The sequence below is a fragment of the Pararhizobium qamdonense genome (assembly GCF_029277445.1).
In the GTDB taxonomy this organism is placed as follows: domain Bacteria; phylum Pseudomonadota; class Alphaproteobacteria; order Rhizobiales; family Rhizobiaceae; genus Pararhizobium; species Pararhizobium qamdonense.
In genome coordinates, this window is record NZ_CP119566.1 from 2,546,308 (window position 1) to 2,572,265 (window position 25,958).

Genomic DNA, 25,958 nt, shown 5'->3' on the forward strand with positions numbered 1-25,958 from the left:
AAAACCCTTGTAATCAGGCGGTTTAATGACCGTTAACCATGCCAAGCGAAAGCTGCCCTCTTTGTGCCGCGTTTTAATCAGATAGCAGCGCCACTCCGGCTTAATCAGCGCCAGAGTTGATGCAAATAGCGGCTTTGCAGGGCAGGACGCCAAAAGGTCCCCGCCATCTTGAAGCCTTATAATAGGTAGACGGGTCAGGCACTTCCAGACACATCCGGGCATTCCGGAGCGTCATGACGGTGAAGACCGGATTTTTAAAACGGGACGTCCGGTTGCGAGCCGGTGCGTCAGAAAAAAACACAACAAGGACATTGGCACATGGCGGCTCTCAAGATCGCATTCGAAGCACCCGATAATTTTGGGGGCGCTTGCCCTTCCACGGCGCGGCCCATCGATCTCGTGCATCTGGCGACGCAGACGATGGGGGACAAGCTTCTCGAAATCGAAGTGCTGCAGATGTTTGCCCGCCAGACCCGGCAGCTGATGAAGGAACTGTCGTCCGACAGCTCGGATGCCCGCCTTGCTACCGCCCACCGCCTGCGGGGCGCGGCTCTCGCCATCGGCGCTTTTAACGTGGCAGAGACGGCGGCCGCGGTCGAAGCGGCGCCGCAGGACGCCGGAAACCTTGCGGCGCTCGGTGCAGCCGTGCTTGAAGCCGAATTGTTTATCCTGAAACTCTGCCGGTAACTGAACGTTGCCGGTGATGACGCCGGCAACCGTCACGGGAAGTTCTCGGCATCAAAGGGTTGTGGAGATGCCGGACCGTGCCAAATCCCATAGGCGCGACATGGCCGAGTTGACCGGCTGAGTTGACTGGTGACGGGATTTGTTGGAAGAAATCGGGTGAATTCGCCGCGTTCCGCCGCCGCCTCTGTTTCGGGGCGGCGTGTTTGTTCTTGCGGCACGCCGAAACAACGCCAAGCATCCGGAAGAAACAATGCCAAAACTGAGTATCATTGCCTTTGACGGCACGCGTCACGAACTGGACGTTCAAGCTGGATCCACCGTCATGGAAAACGCTGTCCGCAACTCGGTGCCCGGCATCGAGGCCGAATGCGGCGGTGCCTGTGCCTGTGCCACCTGTCATGTCTATGTGGACGAGGAGTGGTCGGCGAGGGTCGGCGCGCCTGAGGCGATGGAAGAGGACATGCTCGACTTTGCCTATGACGTGAAGCCGACCTCGCGGCTGTCCTGTCAGATCAAGATGAGCGACGCCTTGGATGGGCTGGTTGTTCATGTTCCCGAGCGCCAGGCCTGAGTTTTCCGCAAGCCTGATTTCCCCTGAGATATGCAAAAAAAGCCCCGCTTGCCGCGATCGGCGAGCAGGGCCAGGAGGGCGCATCGCATGCAGATGAGGGAGGGAACATCTGCTGCATCAGGATACGCCAGGAGAACACGATCTGCGAAAACATAGTCGGCAGGATCGCTCCGGCCGGTTAAGCATCAATCCGGAGAGACCGTCAGGCACGAAGCAATAGTTCCGGTTCGGCGCAGCTCTATGGGCGCGCATCCAGTAGTCCGGACTGAAATGAAGCTGGATCGTTTCCTGTCCTTCACTCTATGCTTGCACTGTACATCATCCTGCAGCGTTGTTGTATCGCTAGAAATCACCAATGATATACTGTTGACGCGCATGCTTTGCGCAAGCCACGTGATTCTCCACCGGACGTTTGATTGTGCGAGGCTCTAGCGCTTGGTGAGCGTGTCCAGCCGGTACTGCAAGAGCCGGATCATCCGCCGGTCGAAATTGGCGGCTTCGGTCCTGTCGAAGCGGGCCTGATCGCGGTCATGGGCCTGAATGGCGGTTTCGCTGAGCCGGGCAACGCGGGCCTGCATCCGCTCGCAATCGGCCTCGGGTCTCAGCGACAGGAAGTCCTTTTCCAGCTTGCGCGCATGGTTGCGGGCAATTTCGGCATGGCGTTCCTCGTGACGCTTGATATCGCTCGACAGCGTATCCCAGACGAGGCCGAGGTCGCGGCTTGCCTTGCGCCGGTTTGTCCAGCGCGGCAGGATCAGCCGGGTGCTGAGCGTGACCTTGGCGCTGCCGACGGCGCAGCGGCTGCCGTGCCTCACATAGGTGACCGTGCCGCCGAACTTGATCTTGGTGGCGCCGGGATGGCGCGAGCCGCTGCTTTTCATCATCGGGCCGTTTTCCGACAGCGCCTTGTCCAGCTCTTCTGCCGTACGCCCGCCGATCGAGAAATAGGTGATGCTCTTGTTCACGACAGTTTCGGCATGGGCAATCGCGGAGGGGCTTGCCACGATACTGGCGATCAGAAGCGCGGCGAAGGAAATGCGGCCAGTCGGCATATGTTTACAGGTCTCGGCAGTTGAACTTCCCATGAGCTTGGGGCATAGCCAGCGCAAGCGCAACAGCAAATAGGCAACAGCCCCCGGCAATCCGGAAAAGCCAATGAAATTCGGATATTTGCTGCGACCCGGTTTGCGTGTGCCTGCAGGTGAGGGCCAGCCGGCCGTCCCGTGCTAGAAAGGGAATGAAACCATCATGATCGATCCTTTTCTCCCCTTCGAATGGGCCCTGGCGCATGGCCGGACGTTGACGCTTGGCCCGGCCGGGCGGTTGATGGCGATCATCAACGTCACGCCGGATTCGTTTTCCGATGGCGGCAGCTATACCGATACGCAAGCCGCAGTAGCGCAGGCCTTGCGCTGCCTGGAAAACGGCGCTGATATCCTCGATATCGGCGGTGAATCGACCCGCCCGGGAGCCGCCGCCGTGACGGCAGCGCAGGAACAGGACCGGGTGTTGCCGGTGATATCGGCACTTGCCAGCCGGACCGATGCGATCATTTCTGTGGATACCTACCGGGCCGGGACCGCACGCCTCGCCATTGCCGCCGGTGCCCACATCATCAACGACGTGCACGGCTTGCAACGCGAGCCCGATCTGGCCGCTGTCGCGGCTGCGACCGGGGCAGGGCTTTGCATCATGCATACCGGCCGTGACCGCGAAAAACTGACGGATGTGGTGCGCGACCAATATCTGTTCCTGGAACGGTCGCTGGAAATCGCCGCTGCTGCCGGTGTCGAGCGCCGCCGCATCGCGCTCGATCCCGGCTTCGGCTTTGCCAAGGATACCGATGAAAACATCGCGCTGATGGCGCGGTTTGAGGAACTTGTGGGTTTCGGGCTGCCGCTTCTGGCCGGCACGTCGCGAAAACGCTTTCTGGGGGCCATGACCGGCCGCGAGGCGCAGGAGCGGGATGCGGCCACGGCTGCAACGACGGCGCTGCTCAGAATAGCGGGTGCTGCGGTTTTCCGGGTACATGATGTCGCAATCAACAGGGATGCGCTTCTGGTGGCGGATGCTATGCTCGCCGCAAAAAGAAATATGCCGGAACGGCCTGGGAAGGAAAATCGACCATGACAGCGATCTACACGATCACCCTGAAGAACTGCGCCTTTTTCGCGCGCCACGGCGTTCATGACGAGGAGGAGTTCTTGGGGCAGCGGTTCTTCGTCGATGCGGAACTGGATGTCGAGCAGGGCACGGCGCTGCTTGAGGATTCGATCAATGATACCGTCCATTACGGCATTGCCTTCACCGAGATCGAGAAGATCATCACCGGCCGCCGTCGCTACCTGATCGAGGCGCTGGCGCTGGAAGTGGCAACGACGCTCTGTTCGGTTTTTCCGCAGATCCGCCGGGCGAAAATATCGATTCGCAAGCCGAACGCGCCCGTTCCCGGCGTGCTCGATTATGTGGAAGTGACAGTCGAGCATTTTGCCTGAGATGGACGGACATCTGGCGACGCTTGGCCTTGGCGGCAATATCGGCGATCCCACCGCCTCGATGGCGCGCGCGCTCGTTCTTCTCGACACCCGGCCGGATTGCGCGGTGGAGCATGTCTCGAAACTCTACCGTACGCCGCCCTGGGGGAAGTTAGATCAGGCCTGGTTCTTCAATGCCTGCGCTGCGGTGCGCACGACGCTGGCTCCGGATGATCTGCTGGAGGCCTGCCTGTCGATCGAACGGCAAATGAAGCGGGAACGGCTGGAACGCTGGGGGCCGCGCACGATCGATATCGACGTTTTGACCTATGACGACCGCACGCAGCATTCGCAGACGCTGGAAATACCGCATCCGCGGATGACCGAGCGTGGGTTCGTCTTGAAGCCGCTGGCGGATTTCGCGCCGGATCTTGTCATTTCCGGCCGCACAGTTACCAGCTGGCTTAAAGATGCCGATGTGGCTGGCATCGAAACAGCCGATGCGCGCAGCGACTGGTGGCGGCAGATTTCGCAGATATCTTCATCCTGAACGCAAAAGAGCCGGACAAGCCGGCTCTTCGAGTAGCGATGTCTCTGCGTTTTACTCGATCGAACCGACGGCCATGGTGTCGACCTGGCGGCTCAAGCTGACGCCGATCACCGGCACCATCGCGTCTTCGACCTTGACCGAAATGGTGATGTTCAGCGTGGACGGATCCTGCAGGCGGGCGATCATGGCGCCGTTCAGTTTCTTGCGATTGATGCCGACCACGACCTTGTCCTTGGCGACATTGCCCGAGACGATGTCGAGACCCTTGCCGTTGGCGCCATCCAGGAACTTGCCGGTATAGGTCTTGCCCTTCTGCGTGATCAAAGCCGACATGGGCTGCTTGAAGACGCCGACGCGGCAGGTGCCGTCGAGCTTGATGCCTGCGGCGGCACCGTCAGCCGGTTCGCCCGTCAGGTCGCAGGTGAATTTCGTGCCCTTGTACTTGCCCGCAACGATTTCGCCCGGACCTTTCCACTGGCCGGACACCTGTTCGAAAAACGCCTTGTCATCGCTCGAAAAAGCAGGCGATGCTGCGCAGGTCAGGGCGGTAAGCGAGGCTGCGGCGACGCCGCGAGCGATCAAAGAAGGGCGCGAGAACATGAACGATCCTTGATGGTCGATGTCAGGAATGTGAGGCTACATTTGCACTTAAATGGTTAATGGAGCGTTTCGCTGGCTCGCCTGATCGTGGTCCTGAACGCTCACGAAATGTTTCACTAACGAGGGTGCGAAGCGTTGAAACCCTTGGAAATCCAGCATTTTCACGGGTCCATCACCAGGACGTGTTAAGCGGTGACAGGATGTGCTTTGGAAACTGTCATGCTGCTTGATACGTAGTTGCGCATATAAGGGAGTTACGAGATGACCATCACTGATGATATCGAGTCGCGCTCGCCACCAAAGCACGATGACGGCGCCGTCATCTATCGGCACCGGATCGCGACGCGCGTCACCCATTGGACCTGGGCGATTGCGCTGTTCTTTCTGCTGTTGAGCGGGCTGCAGATCTTCAATGCCCATCCTACACTCTATATCGGCCAGCAATCCGGCTTCGAGTTCGACAACAGCGTGCTGTCGATGCGCGCGCTGCAGGCGGCCGACGGGACGGTTGGTGGCTATACGACGGTGCGTGGCCATACATTCGATACGACCGGCGTGCTCGGGATGAGCGGTCCGGCCGGCGACCCCGCCTATCGTGGCTTTCCGGCCTGGGCGACATTGCCGTCCTACCAGGATCTGGCGACGGGACGCGTCGTGCATTTCTTCTTTGCCTGGTTCTTTTCCGCGGCCTTCCTGATCTGGTTTGTCAGCAGCCTGATCAGCGGACATTTGAGGCGCGATATCCTTCCCTCCATGGCCGATATCAAGACTTTGCCGCGCAGCATCGCCGATCACCTGCGCTTCCGCTTCCACCATGACGGCCGTTACAACGGTTTGCAGAAACTCGCCTATGCGGGGGTTCTGCTGGTCATCTTTCCGCTGATCATCGCCACCGGCCTCACCATGTCGCCGGGCATGAACGCCGCCTGGCCGTGGCTGCTTGATATTTTCGGCGGCCGGCAGACGGCGCGCACCATCCATTTTCTCTGCATGGCGGCGTTGGTGATATTCTTCGTCATTCACATCGTCATGGTTCTTGCTGCAGGGCCGCTCAACGAAATGCGCTCGATTGTCACCGGCTGGTATCGAACCGACAAGCAGAAGAACGAGGAGCATTCGGCATGACCCGGTTTATCATCAATCGGCGAAAGTTCCTGACCATGGCAGGCGTTGCGGCCTCTGCGATCCCGCTCTCCGGCTGCGATGCCTTTGACAGCATGCTGTCGGGACAAAGCCGGGTGCGCGAGTTTCTCGCCTCGGCAAATGGCCTGACATACCGGGCGCACCGCGCGCTGATCGGCGCCGACACGCTGGTGCCGGAATTTGCCGCCAGCGAAATCCGTCAGGGCCAGCGGCCGAACGGCTCCACCGATCCAACCGATACCGATTATCTTGCGCTGAAGGATGCGGCATTTGCCAATTACTGGCTGACGGTTGGCGGGCTGGTAGAGAAGCCGGTCAGCTTCAGTCTCGACGAGTTGCGCAACATGCCGGCGCGCACGCAGATTACTCGCCATGACTGTGTCGAGGGCTGGAGCTGCATCGCCAAATGGACCGGCGTGCCGCTGCGCCAGATTCTCGATGAGGCCAAGGTAAAACCAGAGGCCCGTTTCGTGGTGTTTCAATGTTACGACACGATGAATCTCGGGCTGCAGGGCGCCGTGCCCTATTACGAATCAATCGATCTCATCGATGCACGCCATCCCCAGACGATTCTTGCCTATGGCAACAATGACAAACCGCTGGCGGTCGCCAACGGGGCACCGCTGAGGGTGCGTGTCGAGCGGCAGCTCGGCTACAAGATGGCGAAATATATCAAGGGCATCGAGCTTGTCTCGTCGCTGGCCCCCTTTGGCGGTGGCAAGGGCGGCTTCTGGGAGGATCTCGGCTACGATTGGTATGGCGGGATTTAAGGGCGAGCCTTCAAGGATAAGCCGCGCTAGCCGTTTTCTTCCTGCGCTCTTGCCTTGGAGGATCCCGGTGTCAGGTCGCCGATGAAATCGCCGATGCCGGGGCGTTTCAGCGCCCGAAACGGCATCGGCCGGCATAGGTCCATCGCCGCAATGCCGATGCGCGCCGTCATCAGGCCGTTGATGACGCCTTCGCCCAGCCGTGCCGACAGTTTCGAGGCCAGGCCATGGCCCAGCACCTGCTGGATCAGGCTGTCGCCGGCGGCAATCGAGCCGGTGACCGCCAGATGGGCAATGACGTCGCGCATCAGGCGCAACAGTCCCAACGTGCCCGGCCGGCCGCCGTAGAGGTCGGCCATCGCCCGGATCAGCCGCGCCGATTCGTAGATGACATAACCGAGATCGACCAGCGCGCGCGGGCTGACGGCCGTGACGATCGACACGCGTTTGGATGCGTTTAGGATCAGGCCTCTGGCTTCCCGGTCGAGCGGCGTCAGGAGTTCGCGCTCGGTGAGGTCGAGCAGGTGAGGGCCGTCGATGATCTCCGTCTCGGTTTCCTTCAACCGCAGGCGGCCGCGCGCCGTCTGCGGCTTGGCGGCCAGAAGGTGGACGAGATGGTCCATCACCTTGCGCGCCGGTTTTGCCGTCTGCGACAGGCTGGCATCGACAGCCTCCTGCTTCAGGGCCTGCACGGCATTCAATCGCATCAGCCCCGACAGTTCACGGGCGATAATGACCAGGAAGGCGATGAGGGCGATGGCGACGGCGCCGATGGCGAGATAGCCGAGCCAGTCCGCGCGCGTGAAGAGATCGCGCACGAGGCTATCGATCCACAGGCCGGCAGCCAGGGATATCAGGACGCTGAGCGCGCCGGCGGCAAGCTTGGCAAAGGAGAAGCGCCGTTTGCGCGGCGCGGCCTCGGGCATGTCGGGCAAAGCCGTCGTGGTCGCCGCAAAGGGATCGTCGGCATCCGCCGTCATGACGATCCTGTCGTCGAAACTGGCCGGTGGGCGTTTGACCGGCGCCGGCCTTTCGGCAGGCGCAGATGGGGTATCGCCGATCGTGAACACGGCGGGTTTGCGCTGCGGAATCTTGGGCGTGTCGCTCATGCCAACCGGTCTCCGAACAGGAATTGCATGGCCCGGTCCAGCCGGATATGCGGGACGGACAATTTCAGGCCGCCGCCGGTTTCCTCGATCGGCGGCGGCCGGAAGCGGACGAAACTCAGATCGGGCACCAGGCTTTCTTCCGGCTTTGACTCAAGGCCTTGAAAAAGCTCATCAGGATTCCTCGGTAAGTCACCGGTAAATATGGCTGTTTTCCGTTCGCCGTCGAAGGTCTCGCCATTGATGGTTTCGCCTGCGATCGGCGTTCCGACGATCACCGGCAAGGTATGGCCGCCGTGCTCGACGGTCGCCTCGCGGGTGGCCCTGACCGAGGCTATGGCCATGACTTCGAGGCCGGCGCCACTCATGCCGATGCGTTCGACGGCGCGCCGCACCAGCCGCTCGGTGATCCGCTCCAGCCGGTCGTGGCTCTCATGATGCAGATGGTCGGCCTTGGTGGCCGCGATCAACACCTTATCGATCCGCTTGGTGAGAAAGGAGGACAGGAACGAATTGGTGCCGGGCTGGAAGCTCGCCAACACGTCGGCCAATGCGCTCTCCAGGTCCAGCAGTGATTCCGGCCCACGGTTGATGGCCTGCAGCGCGTCGATCAGCACGATCTGCCGGTCGAGCCGGGCGAAGTGTTCGCGGAAAAACGGTTTGACCACATAGGTCTTGTAGGCTTCGTAGCGCCGCTCCATCATTGCCCAGAGCGAGCCTTTTGGCGCCCGGCCTTCAGGCAGATCCGGCAATGGCGAAAAGGTCAGAGCCGGTGAACCCTCAAGGTCGCCCGGCATCAGGAAGCGGCCGGGCGGCAGCGTCGAGAGCGACCGCTCGTCGGATTTGCAGGCACGCAGATAGCCGGTGAAGACCTCGGCCAGCGCGCGGGCATCCGCCTCGGACGCGGGCGCTGTCACATCCAGTGATGCGGCCAGCGCCAGCCAGGCGGCCGACAATTCCGCACGAATACCGGTCTCGGCGCGATCTGCGGTGCGAGTGCTGAAGGTGCGAAAATCCTGGGTGAGAAGCGGCAGGTCGAGCAGCCATTCGCCGGGATAATCGACAATATCGATCGACAGCCGTCCGGGCGAAAACATCCGGTTCCAGCCGCTGGCGCTTTCATAGTCGAGGGTGATGCGCAATTGCGAGATCGCGCGTGTCGAATCCGGCCAGAGCCGGTCGCGCACCAGCGCGGCAATATGATCCTCATACTGGAAGCGCGGCACGGCGTCATCGGGCTGCGGTTCCAGCCGGATTTTCGAGACCCGCCCGGAGCGCACGGCCTCAAACACCGGCAGACGGCCGCCATTCAGGAGATTGTGGACCAGCGACGAGATGAACACGGTCTTGCCGGCGCGGGAAAGCCCGGTGACGCCAAGGCGCAAGGTCGGGTTGACGAAACCCGATGCGCGGTCGGTCAGCGTGTCCAGCGCAAGGCGTGCGTCATCGGTGAAGCGTGTCATGAATGGTGGCAAGAGGTGCGGCCCTAGCTATGCGTGGAACATGGCCTCGCGGCCATGTGTATCGTTTGCCATATAGTGTGCCACGCCGCCGAATAAAGGTGACGCACCCCACGGCTGTTGGTGGGGATCAACGGCTGCGGCTGTCCGGATCGAGCCATGCGGCCAGAATTCCCTGTGGCAGGATGCCGTCGCCGGGGCGTGTCTTAAAGTCGATCGCGGCGAGCGCGCCTGGAGGATATCCTGCTGCGGCAACCTTGTTTGCCGCGTCCTCGCCGATGACGTCGCGCAGTATGTCTTCGATCACCGGATTATGGCCGACCACCATGATGGCTGAGAGGGCAGGGTCCTGGCTGCCGATGATATCGTGGTAAACATTGGCGCTGCCGCTATAGAGTTCATCGACATAGCGGATATCGAGTTCCTCCGTCATGGACCGGCGCAACGCATCGGCCGTCTGGCGGCAGCGAACGGCGGTCGAGCAGAGGACGAGATCGGGCCGCAACCCCTTGTCCGCCGCCATATCGGCGACGATCTCGGCATCGGCATAGCCGGTGTCATCGAGCGTCCGGTCGAAATCCTTCTGGCCCGGCAGAGCCCAGGCGGCCTTGGCATGCCGGAGAAGATAAAGGCGAAAAACCGGAGCGGACACTGCGGGCATGGGAGATTTCCTGGAAATGACATTGCCGCCTGATTTGCTATCTGTTCCAGACGAGGCGTCGATATGGGTACTGCTTTGTCCGCCGGGAACGGGGAAAGATCAAGCCGGGAGGGGCTCTTTTCAAACGGATGTGCCGCAGGGATTATCTGAAGATTGACGGCATTGAAGCATCGGTTGGACTGGCCATGTGGCCAGTTCGAAAGAGCATGAAAAAAGTTCTGCCTATTTGCTGTGCGGCGCAGAACGCGAAAAAAAGCGTTAGCCGAACTTTACTGTCGTTGACCCACATGTTTGACGATGGATGTCGAAGGATGGCAGCAAGACAATTTCAAGAAAAATTCCAAATCTGTAATTTTGATGAAATATTAGCCTGTTAGCCTCCCAAGTAAGCAAGGCTTAAAAAACGGTGGGCTGTTTTTCAAAGACTTGAAACGGCGCGTGCATGGGTCTATACACCGCCGCACATGAGATGTTCTTCAGGAGAATCGCGTTGAGTGAGAAGATCGATCTTAGTTCCTTTGTCTTGTCTGAGACCGAGGAATTCATGAATACCAACCAGCGTGCATATTTTAGAGCAAAGCTGAACGCCTGGAAAAATGACATCCTCCGCGAGGCCCGGGAAACCCTCGGACATCTGGCCGAGGAAAGTGCAAACCACCCTGATCTTGCAGACAGAGCATCGTCGGAAACCGACCGGGCGATCGAGCTCCGGGCAAGGGACCGGCAGCGCAAGCTGATCTCCAAGATCGATGCGGCCCTTCAGAGAATTGACGAGGGCACATACGGATACTGCGAAGAAACCGGTGAACCGATCGGGCTCAAGCGTCTCGACGCAAGACCGATCGCCACCCTGTCGATCGAGGCGCAGGAGCGTCACGAACGCCGGGAAAAAGTCTACCGCGACGAATAATCTTTGTCAGTCACACGCATAAAAAAACGGCGCGAGATGATTGCGCCGTTTTTGCGTTCAGAGTGCTGTTGTTGCCGCATCCAGACTGACGGCGGCAACAGGTTCAGTTTTTCCGGTTTGCGCTGATCTCGTTCAGCATGCGGTTCATTTCGTCTTCCAGGGACGGTTCCGTGCGGCCGCCCTGGGCGGGGCCGAGGCGGGGCTCCTGGCGGATCGCCGGCGTGGGCACGGCCTGGACTGCGCGCGTTTCGCCATCGACACGGACGGGGTCGGCGCTCAGCTTGCCGAGGTCGCCGGTGATCTGGGCATCCAGGATGCGCTCGAATTCAAGGGCGCTCGCGTCCTTCTGGGCTGGAGGCGTTGGCTGGGCCTGTGGAACCGGCTCGCTTTGAACGGGCTGCACCTGCGCTGCCACGGTGGCGGCAGCGGCGGGGATCTGGGGCAGGGGCCGCTCTGCGGCAACGGTCTGATTTCCTGTCAGCACCCGCGAGCGGGCAGCATCGAGAATATCCTCCGGCGATCTTGCTGTTTCGACAGTCACGGCTGGCGGCGTGCTTAACGCTGCCGGTTGCGGGCGAACCTGCGCCTGCGCCGGAATGATCCGCTCGGGGACGGCCTGGCGCGGTGTGGCGGTATCGAGTCTAGGCTGCTGCACCGGCTGGACGGCCCGCGCCGGGGGCGTGGAAGCCTCGGTGCTTTCGCCATAGAAGACCTGCCCCATCGCGGATACGGGCGCCTGCCTGACATCTGGCTGCCTGAAATCAGGCTGTCTGACATCAAGCTGTCTGGCGTCCGGCTGTGGAGCGATACGGCGGTCTGCCGCCTGGCGTTCGATGAGTTGACGGTCTGCGGCCGGTCGCTCCGGAAGGGACCGCTCAGCGCTTGGGCGTGCGGCAAGGGCGGTATCGGACCGGGGCTCGGTAACGATCGCCTGCACCGGCGGCTGGGCAGCCGAGGCAATCCGGCTTTCGATGACGACATCTGTCGGTCCGCCGATCATGATCAGATGTTCGACATCGTCGCGCCGCACCAGGACGAGCCGCCTGCGCGTATCGATCGCGGCGGCATCCAGCACGGCAAGCCGCGGTTGGCGGTTCTTGCCGCCGCGGATAAAGGGCGAGGACGGACGGTTGCGGATGAACCAGAACACGGCCACAAGGCACAGCAAGCCGAGGGCAACGGCACCTGCGGCAATGATGAAACGGCTACCGTTGTTGCCAACGATATCTTCGATCATATGCGATACTCCTTCGTGAACGCGTGTCCTGTGCTCATTTGACGGCTTTTTTCAGACTGATACAAGCTGTGATGAGTATCGTGACGGTTTTGTCCAATTGTGTTTGTCCTATCGCCAATCTAGTGCGGTTTCCACCATCGGCGAGACCTTGCGGGACATTCTCTGTGAATTCAGGGCAATGGCGCTCAAACAGATGCTTTCTGCTCTTCCCTGCGGCTGTTAAAGATGATTCTTGCTTGGTGTTTCGCGGTCCGCCGGCGCGGGCGCAAGATTCGCCGCCGGGTGCCGCTGAGCTGAGCATGAAGACCCAACCCGCGCGTTCATTCCGGGCGCGCATGGCAGGCCGGACGCGCATGGCAGGGTCGAAAAACGAGGGCCTTATGACGAAATTGCGGCAGGCAGGTGACTATCACATGCCGATTGTAGACCGTGGAACGCGGCCCGGAACGGTGCTGCGGATCATTCTGCTCGCGCTCGTTTTAACTGCGTCAGCCGTCGCCTTCGTCATTTTCAAGAACCAGCTGGGAAACCAGATCGTGCTGGGCATTCTCGGCGTGCTGGCCATGGTCGGGATTTTCTTTCTGGTGTCCTCGGTCATCGGCTTCATCGAGGTCATGCCGCAATCGCGTCCGGACGAGCTGGCGCGCGCCTTCCTCGACGGCCATCAGGACGGCACGCTGGTCACCGATCGCAAGGGCCGGATCATCTACGCCAATGCTGCCTATGGTGCGCTGACCGGCGCCACCAAGGCGACGGAAATCCAGTCGCTCGAAACCATCCTGTCGCGCAACCGCGAAGCCACGGAAGCGATCTACCGGCTGACAAACGGTCTGCACGAAGGCAAGGCCGGTCATGAGGAATTCAGGCTTTTGAAGCCGCTGCGCTCGGGCGGCGGCTCGGCCGGGTCCGGCGCGCACTGGTTTCGTCTGAAGGCGCGCGTGCTGCCGCTCGAGGATGGCGAACGCAATCCCTATTATATCTGGCAGATTTCCGACATCACCTCGGAGCGTGACGACCAGGAGCGCTTTTTCAAGGAATTGCAGAACGCTATCGACTATCTCGACCACGCCCCGGCCGGCTTCTTTTCGGCCGGAAAGAAGGGCGAGATTTTCTATGTCAACGCCACATTGGCCGACTGGCTGGGGCTGGATCTCACCAAGTTCCAGCCGGGATCGATGACGATCGCCGATCTGGTGGCCGGCGAGGGGCTGGCGCTCGTCCAGTCGGTGCAGGCCGAGCCGGGATTGAAAAAGACCAAGACGCTCGATCTCGACCTGCGCAAGGCCAATGGCCAGAGTTTTGCCGTGCGCATGGTGCATCGGGTATCTTCCGCCCGCGATGGCGCGCCTGGCGAAAGCCGCACGATTGTCCTTGCCCGCTCCAACGACGATGAAAGCGACCAGTCGGCATCGATCGCTGCTATGCGCTTTACCCGCTTCTTCAACAATACGCCGATGGCGATTGCCTCCGTCGATGGCGATGGCCGGATCTTGCGCACCAACGCACCGTTTCTCAAGCTCTTTTCCGCCGTCGTCTCGCAGGATGACATGGAACATGGCGCATTGCTGGAAGCCTTCGTGCACGCGACCGACCAGGCGCGGCTGCGCGCGGCTCTCGATGCGGCCAAGGACCGGCAGGGTGATATTGCCCCGATCGATTCGCTGCACCCGACCGACGAGGCCCGGCATTTCCGCTTCTACGTGAATGCGGTCATCGACCAGAGCGACCAAGCACCGGAAGAGGCCGCGATCGTCTATGCCGTTGAAATTACCGAGCAAAAGGCGCTCGAAACCCAGATGGCGCAGACGCAGAAGATGAATGCCGTCGGCACGCTCGCGGGTGGCATCGCGCATGACTTCAACAATGTGCTGACGGCAATCCTGCTTTCCTCGGACCACCTGCTGTTGTCGGCACGTCCGTCGGATGCGAGCTTTGCCGACCTGATGGAAATCAAGCGCAACGCCAATCGCGCAGCCGTATTGGTGCGCCAGCTTCTCGCTTTCTCGCGCAAGCAGACGATGCGGCCGACCGTTCTGTCGATGACCGATGTGGTCGGAGACCTGCGCATGCTGGTCGACCGGATGACTGGAACCAATGTGAAGCTCGAGGTCGATTACGGCCGCGATCTCTGGCCGGTGCGCACGGATCTTGGCCAGTTCGAGCAGGTCGTGCTCAATCTGGCCGTCAATGCGCGCGACGCCATGCCGAATGGCGGCGTGATCACGCTGCGCACCCGCAATCTGCCGGCCGCCGAAGTCGCAGCCTTTAACCTGCGCGAGCTTCCCGAAGAAGACTATGTGGTGGTCGAGGTCGCCGATCAGGGGACGGGCATACCGCCTGAAATTCTCGACAAGATTTTCGAGCCTTTCTTCACCACCAAGGAAGTCGGCAAGGGAACCGGCCTTGGCCTGTCGATGGTCTATGGCATCATCAAGCAGTCCGGCGGCTATATCTATCCCGAATCCGAAGTCGGCAAGGGCACGACATTCCGCATCCTTCTGCCGCGCTATATCGAGGAGGCGCCTTTGCCGGGCGAGGCCGGCGAGGCGCAGGCTGCGGCGGCGCTCGCTGCAAAGGTTCCGGTCAAGCCGGAACCGACGGATCTGACTGGAAATTCGGCCGTGGTTCTTCTGGTGGAAGACGAGGAGGCCGTGCGCCGGGGCGGCAAGCGCATGCTGGAAACCCGTGGCTACACGGTGCACGAGGCCGGTTCCGGCGTCGAAGCCCTTGAGGTCATGAAGGAACTGAACGGCGCCGTCGATATCGTCGTGTCCGACGTCGTCATGCCGGAAATGGATGGTCCGACCCTGCTCAAGGAAATCCGCAAGAGCTATCCGGACCTGAAATTCATCTTCGTCTCCGGCTATGCCGAGGATGCTTTTGCGCGAAACCTGCCGGCCGACGCGAAGTTCGGCTTCCTGCCCAAGCCGTTCTCGTTGAAGCAACTGGCCGTTGCCGTTCGCGAAATGCTCGATAGTTGACCGGAAATCACCGTTCGCAGCCGGGTCCAAGCGCGTCCGTTAACCTGTTGCGGCCCGCGCATTAACCGTTCGCAACGATAGTTTTCGCTGGATGCCAGCCGTCGTAAAAAGGTCCGTTTCGCGATTGCATTTGCGCAGGTCAGCGCTGTCTGTCCGTTTGGGAGGTTTCTCTTGATTGGGTGCAGCGCTCCATCTCCAAACCAGGCGAGCGCACGAATGACGTCAAAGCTAAGGGTTGCAGTTCTTTTTGGCGGCCGTTCCGCCGAACATGATGTGTCCGTTCTGTCGGCGCGTAATGTCTTCAAGGCGCTTGACCCTGAAAAATACGATGCCGTACCCATCCTAATCGACCGCCAGGGCACATGGCTGCTGCAGGAATTGCAGGATGGCGCCTTGCCGGAGCTGCTGAATACGGTGAAGACGACCGCTTGCCTGTTGCCGGGTGGGCGTGGCCGCCTTCTGGCTATTCCCGAGGACGCAACGATCCGCGAATTGCCGCCGGTCGATATCGTGTTTCCCGTCTTGCACGGTCCGCACGGCGAGGATGGCTCGGTGCAGGGGCTTGCCGAAACCGCGATGGTGCCATTTGCCGGCTGCGGCATCCTGGGTTCTGCCACCGCCATCGACAAGGATGTTGCCAAACGCCTGCTCAACGAAGCCGGATTGCCGGTGGCACGTTCGCTGACCTTCCATCAGGGGGACACTTCATCCTTCGACGATGCCGTGGCGGCGCTAGGAAAAACGGTGTTCGTCAAGCCGGCCCGGCAGGGGTCGTCGGTTGGCGTCAGCAAGGCGCGGACGGCAGGCGAGTTTGATGCCGCAGTCGCTGAAGGCTTCCGCCACGACCGGAAAATCCTTGTCGAAGAATTCATCAACGGTCGGGAGATCGAGTGCAGCATTCTGGAAGAGGCAGACGGTACGCTGATCACCTCGCTTCCCGGAGAGATCATACCCGCCGGCAGCCACGGCTTTTACAGCTATGATGCCAAATATATCGACCCGGACGGCGCCGTTCTCAGCATTCCCGCGCAACTGCCTGAAGAGGTCGCTGAAAACCTGCGCACCATGGCGCAAAAGGCGTTCCGGGCTCTCGGCTGTGACGGCATGGCGCGCATCGATTTTTTTGTGCGCCCTGACATGAGCGCCGTTATTAACGAGGTCAACACGATCCCCGGTTTTACCGATATCAGCATGTATGCCAAAGCGCTTGCGGCCAGCGGCATTGCCTATGCCGATATCATCGATCGGCTGATCGCGCATGGGCTCGCGCGCGCCGAGCGGCAGGGTTGACCGGACGGGGGCTGGAAGTCAGCCCCCGTGTTGTCGCGACGGTTCTTCAGACCAGCGCAACCGCAATCTCGGCGGCGAGCCGGGCATTGTTTTCGACCAGCGCGATATTGGTCTCCAGGCTTCGGCCATCGGTCAGGCCGAAAATGCTGTCGAGCAGGTAGGGCGTGACTTTCTTGCCGGAAATTTCGTCGCGCTCGGCATTGTCGAGCGCCCGGGTGATGTAGATTTCCATTTCGTCGCGCGGGATTTCGTTGGCCTGCGGGACCGGATTGGCAATCAGCATGCCGCCATCGACGCCCAGCAGATCGCGCATCCGCTGGAAATTGGCGATGGCCGCCGGGCTGTTGAGCATAAGCGGGCTCTTCAGGCCGCTGTCGCGCGACCAGAAGGCCGGGAAGATGTCGCTGTCATAGGTGACGACCGGGACGCCACGTGTTTCCAGCACTTCCAAAGTCTTGGGAATGTCGAGGATGGCCTTTGCGCCGGCGCAGACGACGATGACGCCGGTGCGTGCCAGTTCGTCGAGATCGGCGGAGATATCAAAGCTCTCCTCGGCCTTGCGGTGCACACCGCCGATACCGCCGGTGGCAAACACGCGGATACCGGCGCGGGAGGCGGCGATCATGGTCGCGGCAACCGTGGTGGCGCCGGTGCGGCGCTCGGCGATGGCAAAGGCGAGATCGGCACGCGACAGCTTCATGGCGCCTTGCGTTTGCGCCAGCGCTTCCAGCTGGGCATCTTCAAGACCGATATGCAGGACGCCGTCGATGACGGCGATGGTGGCCGGGACAGCACCTTCCTCGCGGATGATCGCCTCGACGCTACGCGCCATGTTGAGATTGCCGGGGAAGGGCATGCCATGGGTGATGATGGTCGATTCCAGCGCGACGACTGCCGCGCCGCGGGCCTTGGCGGCCGCGACTTCGCTGGAATATTCCATCGGCAGAAGGGGGGAGAAGGGCTTGGTCATCGCGGATCCTTTTTGGCTTTTTAAGGCGCGTTCATGACAGGATTTCGGCTGGTGGCACAAGTCGAATTGCTTCGTCGAGCGCGGCCCGCGACATTTTTTCCGAGACGGCGAGCGGTGAACGCACGGTGATCCCGGCAGCCGCGACGCCGGAGCGGAGGCAGAGATCAAGCGATTCGCCCGCCACAAACGCCGCCAGAAACCCCGCCGCAAGCGAATCGCCTGCACCGGTGACGTCGCTGAGGGCATCCAGTTGCGGCGGCGCCACCGTGACGATTTTACCGTTGTGAAAGGCAATCGCCGGCTGGCCGCCACGGGTGATGACGCCGCCGGAAAGGCCCACATCCTGTAAAAGGGCAGGCCATTCAACAGCGTCCGCGCTGTCGCGGCCCGTCAATGCGCGCGCTTCCGCTTCGTTCATGAACAGAAAGGTGAGGCCGGAGAGGCTTTTCACCAGCCGTCCGACTTTTGCCGGCGAAATGGCGATGGCCGCGACCGGTTTTGATTCGTCGGCAGCGCGGCTGACCAGCGCCGCCAGCGTCTCTTCCGGCAAGTTGGCGTCCGTGACGATCAGGTCGCTTGCGGAAATGATCTCGCGCATGGCCCTTTGTTGCAATCGTCTTGGGGAAAACAGCCGGTAAAGCTCCATATCGGCGAGCGCGATGACCAGATTGCCGTCGTTTTCCAGAATGGCCGTGTAGCTCGGCGTCTTGCGATCAAGGAAAATGAAGGGGCAATCGATCACGCCGGCCTCGATCGCGGCAAGTGCGACCGTTTCGCCTGCGGCATCGCCGCCGCGCGGGCTGATCATGCGAACGTTGAGGCTAAGCCGCGCCAGGTTGCGGGCTGCATTAAACCCGCCGCCGCCGGCCTCTTCGAACCAGCTGCCGGGATTGCTCGATCCGGGAACGGTGGTGCCGAAGATTCTGGCCCGGCGGTCGATATGCGCGCCGCCGAAAATGGAAACCTGTCTGCCTGTCATGCGTTTTCCTGTGTGCCGGTCCATGTGCCAGTCGAGGGCGATTCGCACCGCCCTGATGCTGATATGCTTTTTGTTTCAGTCATTTCCACCATCACAAAAACCGTGGAACAAGAAAGGAACACGCCTCCGTTTCTGTTGATGATTCAAGTCGATAGATAGGTCTTGCGAAATGAGAACAAAAAGTGTACATAGCTTTCAACGGCAGCTTCATTGCCTCGGCAGGCTCCATAACCTAAAGGTGGATCACATGGCACAAAACTCTTTGCGGCTTGTAGAGGACAAATCGGTGGATAAAAGCAAGGCACTTGAAGCGGCACTCTCCCAGATCGAACGCTCGTTCGGCAAGGGATCGATCATGAAGCTCGGTGGAAAAGACAGCATTGTCGAAATCGAAACCGTTTCGACGGGATCGCTCAGCCTCGATATCGCGCTGGGAATCGGTGGATTGCCCAAGGGGCGCGTGATCGAAATCTATGGACCGGAAAGCTCCGGCAAGACGACGCTGGCGTTGCAGACCATTGCCGAAGCCCAGAAGAAGGGTGGCATCTGCGCCTTCGTCGATGCGGAACATGCGCTGGATCCGGTCTATGCCCGCAAGCTCGGCGTCGATCTTGAAAATCTCCTGATCTCGCAGCCGGACACCGGCGAGCAGGCTCTGGAAATCACCGATACGCTGGTGCGCTCCGGCGCCATCGACGTTCTCGTCATCGATTCGGTCGCAGCCCTGGTGCCACGCGCTGAAATCGAGGGCGAAATGGGCGACAGCCTTCCCGGCCTCCAGGCCCGCCTGATGAGCCAGGCGCTGCGCAAGCTGACCGCGTCGATCTCCAAGTCGAACTGCATGGTCATCTTCATCAACCAGATCCGCATGAAGATCGGCGTCATGTTCGGTTCGCCGGAAACGACGACAGGCGGCAACGCCCTGAAATTCTACGCCTCCGTCCGCCTCGACATCCGCCGCATCGGTGCCGTCAAGGAACGCGAAGAGGTCATTGGCAACCAGACGCGCGTCAAGGTCGTCAAGAACAAGATGGCACCGCCCTTCAAGCAGGTCGAGTTCGACATCATGTATGGCGAGGGCGTCTCCAAGACCGGCGAACTGGTCGATCTCGGCGTCAAGGCCGGGATTGTCGAGAAGTCGGGCGCCTGGTTCTCCTATAACAGCCAGCGCCTTGGCCAGGGCCGCGAGAATGCCAAGTCATTCCTGCGCGATAATCCCGATACGGCCAAGGAAATCGAACTGTCGCTGCGCCAGAATGCCGGCCTGATTGCTGAAAAGTTCCTGGAAAACGGCGGCCCGGAAGCCCAGGATGACGAAGACGATGCCGCTTTGGCGTAAGATCCTCTGATTTTCGACCTGATGTCTGCCGGCCGCTCCCACCAGAGCGGCCGGTTTTCTTTTGCCGTCTGGACAGGGATTGGCCCGGACGATAAAAGCCTGTGTTCCAATGGGGCGGCGAAGGATCGGCGGATGTCCGGTGGTCCGCGATTTTCAAAAGTTTTCCGGTTCGCGGTTTAGCCAAGCAGGCTGCGGACGGTCCGATGCAAGAGATAAGGGCGCAATATGAGCGGCGTGAATGAAATCCGGTCGACGTTCCTCGACTACTTCAAGAAGAACGGCCATGAGGTTGTGTCGTCGAGCCCGCTGGTTCCGCGCAACGACCCGACCCTGATGTTCACCAATGCCGGCATGGTGCAGTTCAAGAATGTTTTTACAGGCCTTGAGCAGCGGCCTTATTCGACGGCTGCGACCGCGCAGAAATGTGTGCGCGCCGGCGGCAAGCACAATGACCTCGATAATGTCGGTTACACCGCGCGCCATCATACCTTCTTCGAAATGCTCGGCAATTTCTCCTTTGGCGACTATTTCAAGGAGCGGGCGATCGAGCTTGCCTGGAACCTGATCACCAAGGATTTCGGCATCGATGCCAAGCGCCTGCTGGTCACCGTCTATCACACCGATGACGAGGCCTTTGGCCTGTGGAAGAAGATCGCCGGCCTGTCTGACGACCGGATCATCCGCATCCCGACCTCTGACAATTTCTGGGCGATGGGCGATACCGGCCCGTGCGGTCCTTGCTCGGAAATCTTCTACGATCACGGCGATCACATCTGGGGCGGACCTCCCGGCTCCAAGGACGAAGACGGTGACCGGTTCATCGAGATCTGGAACCTCGTCTTCATGCAGTATGAGCAGATCACCAAGGAAGAACGCGTCGACCTGCCGCGTCCTTCGATCGATACCGGCATGGGCCTCGAGCGCGTCGCGGCTCTGCTGCAGGGCAAGCATGACAATTATGATATCGACCTGTTTCGCGCCCTAATCGCAGCCTCGGAAGAGGCAACCGGCGTCAAGGCCGAAGGCGACCGCCGCGCCAGCCACCGCGTCATTGCCGACCATCTGCGCGCATCCGCCTTTCTAATCGCTGATGGCGTCCTGCCGTCGAACGAAGGCCGCGGCTATGTGCTGCGCCGCATCATGCGCCGTGCCATGCGCCACGCGCAGCTGCTCGGCGCTCGCGATCCGCTGATGTGGCGGCTGTTGCCGGCCCTGATTGGCCAGATGGGCCGCGCCTATCCGGAACTCATCCGGGCGGAATCGCTGATTTCGGAAACCCTGAAGCTGGAAGAAACCCGTTTCCGCAAGACGCTGGAACGTGGCCTCGGCCTCCTGTCGGACGCAACGACCGATCTCGTCGAGGGCGATCAGCTGAACGGCGACACCGCGTTCAAGCTCTATGATACGTTTGGTTTTCCGCTCGACCTAACGCAGGACGCGTTGCGTGCCCGCGGCATCGGCGTCGATACCGACGCGTTTTCGGCCGCCATGCAGCGCCAGAAGGCGGAAGCCCGCGCGTCCTGGTCCGGTTCCGGCGACAAGGCGACGGAAACCATCTGGTACGAGCTCAAGGACAAGCTCGGTGCCACCGAATTCCTCGGCTACGACACGGAGACCGCCGAAGGCGTCGTGCAGGCGATCGTGCGCGACGGCAAGGCGCTGGAAAGCGCATCGAAGGGCGAGACCGTGCAGCTGGTGCTGAACCAGACGCCGTTTTACGGCGAATCCGGCGGCCAGATGGGCGATACCGGCGTCATCTCCACCGATCATGCCAAGCTGACGGTGACCGACGTGCAAAAGCGCGGCGAGGGGTTGTTCGTGCATTCCTGCATCGTTGACGATGGCACGGTCAAGCTCGGCGATACGGCCGCACTCACCGTCGATCACGCCCGCCGCTCGCGCCTGCGCGCCAACCATTCCGCCACCCATCTGCTGCATGAGGCGCTGCGTGAGGTGCTCGGAACCCATGTGGCCCAGAAGGGTTCGCTGGTTGCGCCCGAGCGCCTGCGGTTCGACGTGTCGCATCCCAAGCCCATGTCGGCTGAGGAGTTGAAGATCGTCGAGGACATGGCCAATGAGATCATCGTTCAGAACAGCCCGGTGACGACGCGGCTGATGAGCGTCGATGACGCGATTGCCGAGGGCGCGATGGCGCTGTTCGGCGAGAAATATGGCGATGAGGTGCGCGTCGTGTCGATGGGGCAGGGCATCCATGGCGCCAAGGCCAACCGGCCCTATTCGGTCGAGCTGTGCGGCGGCACCCATGTCGGCGCAACCGGCGAGATCGGCCTCGTGCGCATTGTCGGCGAAAGTGCCGTTGGTGCCGGCGTCCGCCGTTTGGAAGCGCTGACCGGCGTTTCGGCGCTTGCCTATCTCAACGAGCAGGACGAGCGGGTCAAGACGCTGGCCACGACCTTGAAGGTTCAGCCGGCCGAGGTTTTGACCCGTGTCGAGGCGCTTGTGGACGAGCGCCGCAAGCTGGAGCGCGAGTTGAATGAGGCCAAGAAAAAGCTGGCGCTCGGTGGCGGCGATGCCGGTGGTGCGGCCGATCAGGTCCAGGAAATCGGCGGCGTGAAATTCCTCGGCAAGGTGGTCACCGGCGTCGAGCCGAAGGACTTGAAGAGTTTGGCTGATGACGGCAAGACCAGCCTCGGCTCCGGCGTCGTCACCTTCGTCGGCGTTTCCGAAGACGGCAAGGCGAGCGCCGTGGTTGCGGTGACCGACGACCTGACCGCGCGGTTCAGCGCTGTCGATCTGGTGCGCATTGCGTCAGCCGCTCTCGGCGGCAAGGGCGGCGGCGGCCGTGCCGACATGGCGCAGGCCGGCGGTCCGGATGGCGCAAAGGCCGCGCAAGCCATCGAAGCCGTCGGTGCAGCACTGGCCGGTTGATTCCGGCTGGCATCGCAATGTGATCTTTGAAAACCGGGCTGAAATGTCCGGTTTTTTTGTGTTCGATAGCTTTTTCCCGTGTTGAAATCGGCGCGGCCAAGTCCGCAGGATTTGTCAAATCCGGATGTGGTTCTGTCTGGTTGTTCGGATTGCGAGAGGTACGGCATGAAGGAGGCAAGCATCTGGGCCGCGTATGAGCAGCGTCTGCAGCGCGTATCGGCCTATATCTACGATCATCTGGATGAAGAGCTCGATCTTGACCGGCTTGCGGACATTGCCTGTCTGTCGCCGCATCACTGGCACCGGATTTACCGGGCCGTGCACGGCGAGACGCTGGCGGCGACCGTCAAGCGGTTGCGGCTGCACCGGGCGGCGGGTGATCTGGTGCGCACCACTCTTTCTGTCGATGTAATCGCAAGGCGGGCCGGTTATCCCAATCTCCAATCCTTTACCAGGATTTTCAAATCGGTGTTCGGCATGCCGCCGGCCCGTTACCGGAGAGAGGGGAGCCATACGGTCTTTCAATCGCCAAATGGCAAAGGATTTGACGCCATGTATTCTGTTACGACGAAAACGATTGCCCCGCGCGCGCTGGCCGGGGTCAGCCATACCGGCTCCTATATGGGCATAGGCCTGGCTTTCGAAACGCTTGGCGGCACGCTGCAGGCGCGCGGGCTCTATAGGCCAGAGATGAGGATGGTCGGCCTCTATCTGGATGATCCGGATCTGGTGCCGGAGGACAAGCTGCGGTCGTTCGCCTGTGTGACGGAGGGCCAGCATGTGTCGGCAGACGCGCCGCTGGTCCATCAGCATCTGGATGGCGGAGAATATGCGGTCCTGCGTCACAAGGGGCCTTACGCCGATATGCACAAAGCCTATCAATGGCTCTATGGCGAATGGCTGCCGAAGTCGGGCCGGGACGTGCGCGATAGCGTGATGTTCGAGGAATATATCAATAACCCGCGCGAGGCCGCGCCGACAGAGCTGTTGACGGACATTTATCTGCCGTTGAAATAGCGGCTGAACGGACCCCGCAGTGCAATCGCGACGCCGGGTTCGTTGTTGTTATGAGCTGGCTAAGGAAGTTTTAACGGACGCGGCGCCGAGACTAGTTTTCCAGCACGCCCCAATACACCAGCCCCTCCAACACACCATCGGCGATCAGGCCTTGAGCGCCGTAGATGTCCGGCCGGTCCTCGGCAATCGCCTTCAATTCGGGAAGAGCATTGGCAACAACAATGCCGCGCACGCCCGGCAGTTCGAACATGCTGCGATCATTGTTGGTATCGCCAGCCACCACGACATCGTCATGGGACAGGCCGAGCTGGCGGCAGAGCCATGTCAGGGCTGCCCCCTTGTCGACACCGTCTGGGAGGATGTCGAGATCGCGGTTGCTGGAATAGACAAGGCGTGCGGCAATACCCGCGCTTGCCAGCCGTTCCTCTATCCCGGCCAGGGTGACCGTGTCGGCATCGCGCAGATACCAGCTGGATTTCTGCGCATGCTGGTAGACGTCCGGTTGGACGGCGAGGCCGGGAATGCCGGCCAGGGCCTTGGCAATTCTACTGCGGTCGAAACCGGCGCCGATGGAGCTGGAATAGGCGGCGCCGTGGGAGGGTTCTTTTTCATTGTCGAGCATGGTGCCGACGCCGCCGATATAGATATCTGGTCTCGGGAGAGCCGTGGTCGCGATAAAGGCCTTCTGGTCCTCGATCAGGCGGCCGCTGTTGAGGACCAGAAGTGGGCGTACGTCCGGGCGTAGGCTTTGCCAAGCCGCGCTAAACCGCGCCTCCGCGTCTCTGTGTCCTGCCAGCGTGCCATCGATATCGCTGCAGAACAGCCGGACGCGCCTCAATCTCCGTCCGTCCATGGTTCGGCCCATTCGTTGTCATCCATCGCCTGCGGCATCGGCCGTCCTTCAACAACGCCGATGAGTTGCTGCGCGATGCCGGTCCAGGTGAAAAGGCTGCGCGCCTTGTGCGCGCCCATGCGCGACAGGCGGCCATAGAGCCGCTCGTGTTTCAGCGGCTTCATCATGGTGATGCCGAGATCATATTTGTCGAAGGGATCGGCAAACAGCGCGTGGCGGCCATAGCTGACGGCACGGAAAAGGCCGCCATGAACCGTGATGATGGTTGGGGTGCCGCTGGCCATGGCCTCAATAGCGGTCATGCCGAACGGCTCATAGCGGCTGGACAGTACGAAAATATCGGCGGCGCGGTAGAAGTCGGGCAGATCGTCGTCGGCCACGAAGCCGGAAAATATCACCTTGCCGTTCAGCCCGAGGGCCTCAACGCGCTGTTTCAGCTCATCGAGAATGCCCGCTTCCTGCGGGTCCATGTTTTCGCCGCCGACTGCCAGATGCAGCCGCGCCTCCGGCTCGCGCTCGGCCAGAACCGAAAAACCGTCGATCAGCAGATCATAGCCCTTGTTGGTGGCAAGCCGGCCCATCGCCATCACCACCTTGCCCTCGAAACCGAAGCGCTGGCGGGCCATTTCGCGCGTTGCCCGCGATACCGGGAAGAAGCGGTTGTCGTCATAGCCGGGCGGGATCATGTGCACCCGGTCGCGCGGCAGATTGTAGTCGTTGACGAGCATTTCCACCTGGATCGGCGTCGTGGCAATGACCATGCTGCAGGAGCGGTAGATGATCAGTTCATGCTTGATGCGTTCGGAAAAGTTGAACTCCTTGTCGAATTCGGCGGCCTTGTCCGGATAATCCGTTTCCATCTGGCTCTTCTTCCACATGCCCAGCGAATGCGGCGTGTGGATATGGGTGACGGCCAGGGCTTCCGACAGGCGCTGTCCGGCAATACCGGCATCCCAGTAGTGGCTGTTGATCAGCGTATAGGTGAAATTGTTCTTGCGGATGAAGCGCACAGCGTTTTCGCACCATTCCATCAGATGCTTGTAGAGATATTCCTTGGGAATGAAGTCATCGCCGCCACAGGGGATGCGGATGACGCGGACGCGGTCATCGACTTCGTCGAACTCCGGCTGATCCTCGAACCGCCGTGTATAGATATCGACCTGATGGCCGAGAAGGGCGAGCTTGCGGGCAAGTTCGATGACGTAAACGACCTGGCCACCGGTATCGGCGGCACCGAGCGGTGGTTCGGCCGCAACATATCCATGCGTCGACACCAGCGCGATGCGGGGAAGGTGGCTCTTATCGGGGGAACTGGTCATGCGATCACAATTCTTTTGGAAGGAGGGTGCGTGCAGTGCAGCATGCGAAAGGGTTCACTTCGCGAACGGTCGGGCGCCGGAAAGGTTCCAATAATTCTGCCCAGGATTGTGTTTTGCGCCGTGTTCCACACTTGAAAATCCGGACGAGATAGGCC

The 25,958-nt window shown here is 61.0% G+C and carries 23 protein-coding genes; 13 read left to right on the forward strand and 10 right to left on the reverse strand.

All coding sequences use genetic code 11. The features are described 5' to 3' along the window. Window positions 1-318 precede the first annotated feature (318 nt). Window positions 319-687, forward strand: a complete 369-nt coding sequence (locus PYR65_RS12220) for an Hpt domain-containing protein (protein ID WP_276118172.1) — start codon at window positions 319-321, stop codon at window positions 685-687. 250 nt (window positions 688-937) lie between these two features. Beyond that, window positions 938-1,258, forward strand: a complete 321-nt coding sequence (locus tag PYR65_RS12225; protein WP_060640843.1) for a 2Fe-2S iron-sulfur cluster-binding protein — start codon at window positions 938-940, stop codon at window positions 1,256-1,258. 428 nt (window positions 1,259-1,686) lie between these two features. On the opposite strand, the gene PYR65_RS12230 is transcribed toward PYR65_RS12225, so the two are convergent. After that, window positions 1,687-2,310 (reverse strand): DUF922 domain-containing Zn-dependent protease, encoded by a 624-nt coding sequence (locus tag PYR65_RS12230; protein ID WP_060640845.1) that lies wholly within the window; start codon window positions 2,308-2,310, stop codon window positions 1,687-1,689. A gap of 196 nt (window positions 2,311-2,506) precedes the next feature. Between PYR65_RS12230 and folP the strand changes: the two genes are divergently transcribed. The 3 genes from folP to folK are packed head-to-tail and all read left to right on the forward strand — an operon-like array spanning window position 2,507 to window position 4,282. After that, window positions 2,507-3,388, forward strand: a complete 882-nt coding sequence (gene folP / locus PYR65_RS12235; protein ID WP_456238687.1) for a dihydropteroate synthase — start codon at window positions 2,507-2,509, stop codon at window positions 3,386-3,388. Next, window positions 3,385-3,753, forward strand: a complete 369-nt coding sequence (gene folB, locus PYR65_RS12240) for a dihydroneopterin aldolase (RefSeq protein ID WP_060640847.1) — start codon at window positions 3,385-3,387, stop codon at window positions 3,751-3,753. The genes folP and folB overlap by 4 nt, the downstream gene beginning before the upstream one ends. Window position 3,754: 1 nt before the next feature. Further along, a complete protein-coding gene (gene folK / locus PYR65_RS12245; protein WP_276118173.1) occupies window positions 3,755-4,282 on the forward strand; it encodes a 2-amino-4-hydroxy-6-hydroxymethyldihydropteridine diphosphokinase in 528 nt (175 codons plus the stop codon). Window positions 4,283-4,333: 51 nt separating this feature from the next. Here folK and PYR65_RS12250 read toward each other — a convergent pair whose 3' ends face one another. Then, window positions 4,334-4,882 (reverse strand): hypothetical protein, encoded by a 549-nt coding sequence (locus tag PYR65_RS12250; RefSeq protein ID WP_060640849.1) that lies wholly within the window; start codon window positions 4,880-4,882, stop codon window positions 4,334-4,336. A gap of 261 nt (window positions 4,883-5,143) precedes the next feature. On the opposite strand from PYR65_RS12250, the gene PYR65_RS12255 reads away from it, so the two are divergent. After that, window positions 5,144-6,007: a cytochrome b/b6 domain-containing protein gene (locus PYR65_RS12255; RefSeq protein WP_276118174.1), complete on the forward strand. Its 864-nt coding sequence runs from the start codon at window positions 5,144-5,146 to the stop codon at window positions 6,005-6,007. Continuing rightward, window positions 6,004-6,795, forward strand: coding sequence for a molybdopterin-binding protein (locus PYR65_RS12260; protein WP_276118175.1), 792 nt, complete (start codon window positions 6,004-6,006; stop codon window positions 6,793-6,795). Before PYR65_RS12255 ends, PYR65_RS12260 begins: the two co-directional genes overlap by 4 nt. A 26-nt stretch (window positions 6,796-6,821) precedes the next feature. Here PYR65_RS12260 and PYR65_RS12265 read toward each other — a convergent pair whose 3' ends face one another. From PYR65_RS12265 to PYR65_RS12275, 3 genes are all read right to left on the reverse strand, one after another. Further along, window positions 6,822-7,901, reverse strand: coding sequence for a YcjF family protein (locus PYR65_RS12265; protein ID WP_276118176.1), 1,080 nt, complete (start codon window positions 7,899-7,901; stop codon window positions 6,822-6,824). Continuing rightward, window positions 7,898-9,373 carry a YcjX family GTP-binding protein gene (locus PYR65_RS12270; RefSeq protein ID WP_276118177.1) on the reverse strand — a complete coding sequence of 492 codons (1,476 nt, stop codon included), beginning with the start codon at window positions 9,371-9,373 and terminating at the stop codon, window positions 7,898-7,900. The genes PYR65_RS12265 and PYR65_RS12270 overlap by 4 nt, the downstream gene beginning before the upstream one ends. A 115-nt stretch (window positions 9,374-9,488) precedes the next feature. Next, window positions 9,489-10,019, reverse strand: coding sequence for a SixA phosphatase family protein (locus PYR65_RS12275; RefSeq protein ID WP_276118178.1), 531 nt, complete (start codon window positions 10,017-10,019; stop codon window positions 9,489-9,491). A gap of 490 nt (window positions 10,020-10,509) precedes the next feature. Here PYR65_RS12275 and dksA point away from each other — a divergent pair, with 490 nt between their 5' ends. Further along, window positions 10,510-10,929, forward strand: a complete 420-nt coding sequence (gene dksA, locus PYR65_RS12280; RefSeq protein WP_037096519.1) for an RNA polymerase-binding protein DksA — start codon at window positions 10,510-10,512, stop codon at window positions 10,927-10,929. Window positions 10,930-11,032: 103 nt separating this feature from the next. On the opposite strand, the gene PYR65_RS12285 is transcribed toward dksA, so the two are convergent. Further along, a complete protein-coding gene (locus tag PYR65_RS12285; RefSeq protein ID WP_276118179.1) occupies window positions 11,033-12,166 on the reverse strand; it encodes a flagellar biosynthetic protein FliO in 1,134 nt (377 codons plus the stop codon). Between the two features lie 380 nt (window positions 12,167-12,546). On the opposite strand from PYR65_RS12285, the gene cckA reads away from it, so the two are divergent. Together cckA and PYR65_RS12295 are read left to right on the forward strand one after the other, a co-directional pair. After that, complete coding sequence (gene cckA, locus PYR65_RS12290; RefSeq protein WP_276121051.1) at window positions 12,547-15,147, forward strand: cell cycle histidine kinase CckA; 2,601 nt, start codon at window positions 12,547-12,549, stop codon at window positions 15,145-15,147. 216 nt (window positions 15,148-15,363) lie between these two features. Then, window positions 15,364-16,437, forward strand: a complete 1,074-nt coding sequence (locus PYR65_RS12295; RefSeq protein WP_276118180.1) for a D-alanine--D-alanine ligase family protein — start codon at window positions 15,364-15,366, stop codon at window positions 16,435-16,437. Window positions 16,438-16,483: 46 nt separating this feature from the next. Here the strand turns inward: PYR65_RS12295 and PYR65_RS12300 are convergent, their stop codons facing one another. Together PYR65_RS12300 and PYR65_RS12305 are read right to left on the reverse strand one after the other, a co-directional pair. Further along, complete coding sequence (locus PYR65_RS12300) at window positions 16,484-17,407, reverse strand: pseudouridine-5'-phosphate glycosidase (protein ID WP_060640857.1); 924 nt, start codon at window positions 17,405-17,407, stop codon at window positions 16,484-16,486. A gap of 31 nt (window positions 17,408-17,438) precedes the next feature. Continuing rightward, window positions 17,439-18,386 (reverse strand): carbohydrate kinase family protein, encoded by a 948-nt coding sequence (locus tag PYR65_RS12305; RefSeq protein WP_276118181.1) that lies wholly within the window; start codon window positions 18,384-18,386, stop codon window positions 17,439-17,441. A gap of 247 nt (window positions 18,387-18,633) precedes the next feature. On the opposite strand from PYR65_RS12305, the gene recA reads away from it, so the two are divergent. The 3 genes from recA to PYR65_RS12320 all read left to right on the forward strand — a co-directional run bounded on the left by recA (window position 18,634) and on the right by PYR65_RS12320 (window position 23,631). Further along, window positions 18,634-19,725, forward strand: a complete 1,092-nt coding sequence (gene recA, locus PYR65_RS12310) for a recombinase RecA (protein ID WP_060640859.1) — start codon at window positions 18,634-18,636, stop codon at window positions 19,723-19,725. 225 nt (window positions 19,726-19,950) lie between these two features. Next, complete coding sequence (alaS, locus tag PYR65_RS12315; protein ID WP_276118182.1) at window positions 19,951-22,614, forward strand: alanine--tRNA ligase; 2,664 nt, start codon at window positions 19,951-19,953, stop codon at window positions 22,612-22,614. A gap of 165 nt (window positions 22,615-22,779) precedes the next feature. Beyond that, window positions 22,780-23,631 (forward strand): AraC family transcriptional regulator, encoded by an 852-nt coding sequence (locus PYR65_RS12320; RefSeq protein WP_276118183.1) that lies wholly within the window; start codon window positions 22,780-22,782, stop codon window positions 23,629-23,631. Window positions 23,632-23,722: 91 nt separating this feature from the next. On the opposite strand, the gene PYR65_RS12325 is transcribed toward PYR65_RS12320, so the two are convergent. Next, window positions 23,723-24,484 carry an HAD-IIB family hydrolase gene (locus tag PYR65_RS12325; protein WP_276118184.1) on the reverse strand — a complete coding sequence of 254 codons (762 nt, stop codon included), beginning with the start codon at window positions 24,482-24,484 and terminating at the stop codon, window positions 23,723-23,725. Further along, a complete protein-coding gene (locus PYR65_RS12330; RefSeq protein WP_276118185.1) occupies window positions 24,466-25,803 on the reverse strand; it encodes a glycosyltransferase family 4 protein in 1,338 nt (445 codons plus the stop codon). Before PYR65_RS12330 ends, PYR65_RS12325 begins: the two co-directional genes overlap by 19 nt. Window positions 25,804-25,958 lie beyond the last annotated feature (155 nt).

What these genes read in the sequence shown, in the direction of transcription:
- recA (WP_060640859.1), top strand. Translation starts at nt 18,634, where the DNA reads ATGGCACAAAACTCTTTGCGGCTTGTAGAGGACAAATCGGTGGATAAA.
- PYR65_RS12265 (WP_276118176.1), bottom strand. Translation starts at nt 7,901, where the DNA reads ATGAGCGACACGCCCAAGATTCCGCAGCGCAAACCCGCCGTGTTCACG.
- PYR65_RS12320 (WP_276118183.1), top strand. Translation starts at nt 22,780, where the DNA reads ATGAAGGAGGCAAGCATCTGGGCCGCGTATGAGCAGCGTCTGCAGCGC.
- PYR65_RS12305 (WP_276118181.1), bottom strand. Translation starts at nt 18,386, where the DNA reads ATGACAGGCAGACAGGTTTCCATTTTCGGCGGCGCGCATATCGACCGC.
- PYR65_RS12275 (WP_276118178.1), bottom strand. Translation starts at nt 10,019, where the DNA reads ATGCCCGCAGTGTCCGCTCCGGTTTTTCGCCTTTATCTTCTCCGGCAT.
- cckA (WP_276121051.1), top strand. Translation starts at nt 12,547, where the DNA reads ATGACGAAATTGCGGCAGGCAGGTGACTATCACATGCCGATTGTAGAC.
- PYR65_RS12300 (WP_060640857.1), bottom strand. Translation starts at nt 17,407, where the DNA reads ATGACCAAGCCCTTCTCCCCCCTTCTGCCGATGGAATATTCCAGCGAA.
- folK (WP_276118173.1), top strand. Translation starts at nt 3,755, where the DNA reads ATGGACGGACATCTGGCGACGCTTGGCCTTGGCGGCAATATCGGCGAT.
- alaS (WP_276118182.1), top strand. Translation starts at nt 19,951, where the DNA reads ATGAGCGGCGTGAATGAAATCCGGTCGACGTTCCTCGACTACTTCAAG.
- PYR65_RS12220 (WP_276118172.1), top strand. Translation starts at nt 319, where the DNA reads ATGGCGGCTCTCAAGATCGCATTCGAAGCACCCGATAATTTTGGGGGC.
- PYR65_RS12285 (WP_276118179.1), bottom strand. Translation starts at nt 12,166, where the DNA reads ATGATCGAAGATATCGTTGGCAACAACGGTAGCCGTTTCATCATTGCC.
- PYR65_RS12295 (WP_276118180.1), top strand. Translation starts at nt 15,364, where the DNA reads ATGACGTCAAAGCTAAGGGTTGCAGTTCTTTTTGGCGGCCGTTCCGCC.
- PYR65_RS12255 (WP_276118174.1), top strand. Translation starts at nt 5,144, where the DNA reads ATGACCATCACTGATGATATCGAGTCGCGCTCGCCACCAAAGCACGAT.
- folB (WP_060640847.1), top strand. Translation starts at nt 3,385, where the DNA reads ATGACAGCGATCTACACGATCACCCTGAAGAACTGCGCCTTTTTCGCG.
- PYR65_RS12260 (WP_276118175.1), top strand. Translation starts at nt 6,004, where the DNA reads ATGACCCGGTTTATCATCAATCGGCGAAAGTTCCTGACCATGGCAGGC.
- PYR65_RS12225 (WP_060640843.1), top strand. Translation starts at nt 938, where the DNA reads ATGCCAAAACTGAGTATCATTGCCTTTGACGGCACGCGTCACGAACTG.
- PYR65_RS12250 (WP_060640849.1), bottom strand. Translation starts at nt 4,882, where the DNA reads ATGTTCTCGCGCCCTTCTTTGATCGCTCGCGGCGTCGCCGCAGCCTCG.
- PYR65_RS12230 (WP_060640845.1), bottom strand. Translation starts at nt 2,310, where the DNA reads ATGCCGACTGGCCGCATTTCCTTCGCCGCGCTTCTGATCGCCAGTATC.
- folP (WP_456238687.1), top strand. Translation starts at nt 2,507, where the DNA reads ATGATCGATCCTTTTCTCCCCTTCGAATGGGCCCTGGCGCATGGCCGG.
- PYR65_RS12330 (WP_276118185.1), bottom strand. Translation starts at nt 25,803, where the DNA reads ATGACCAGTTCCCCCGATAAGAGCCACCTTCCCCGCATCGCGCTGGTG.
- PYR65_RS12325 (WP_276118184.1), bottom strand. Translation starts at nt 24,484, where the DNA reads ATGGACGGACGGAGATTGAGGCGCGTCCGGCTGTTCTGCAGCGATATC.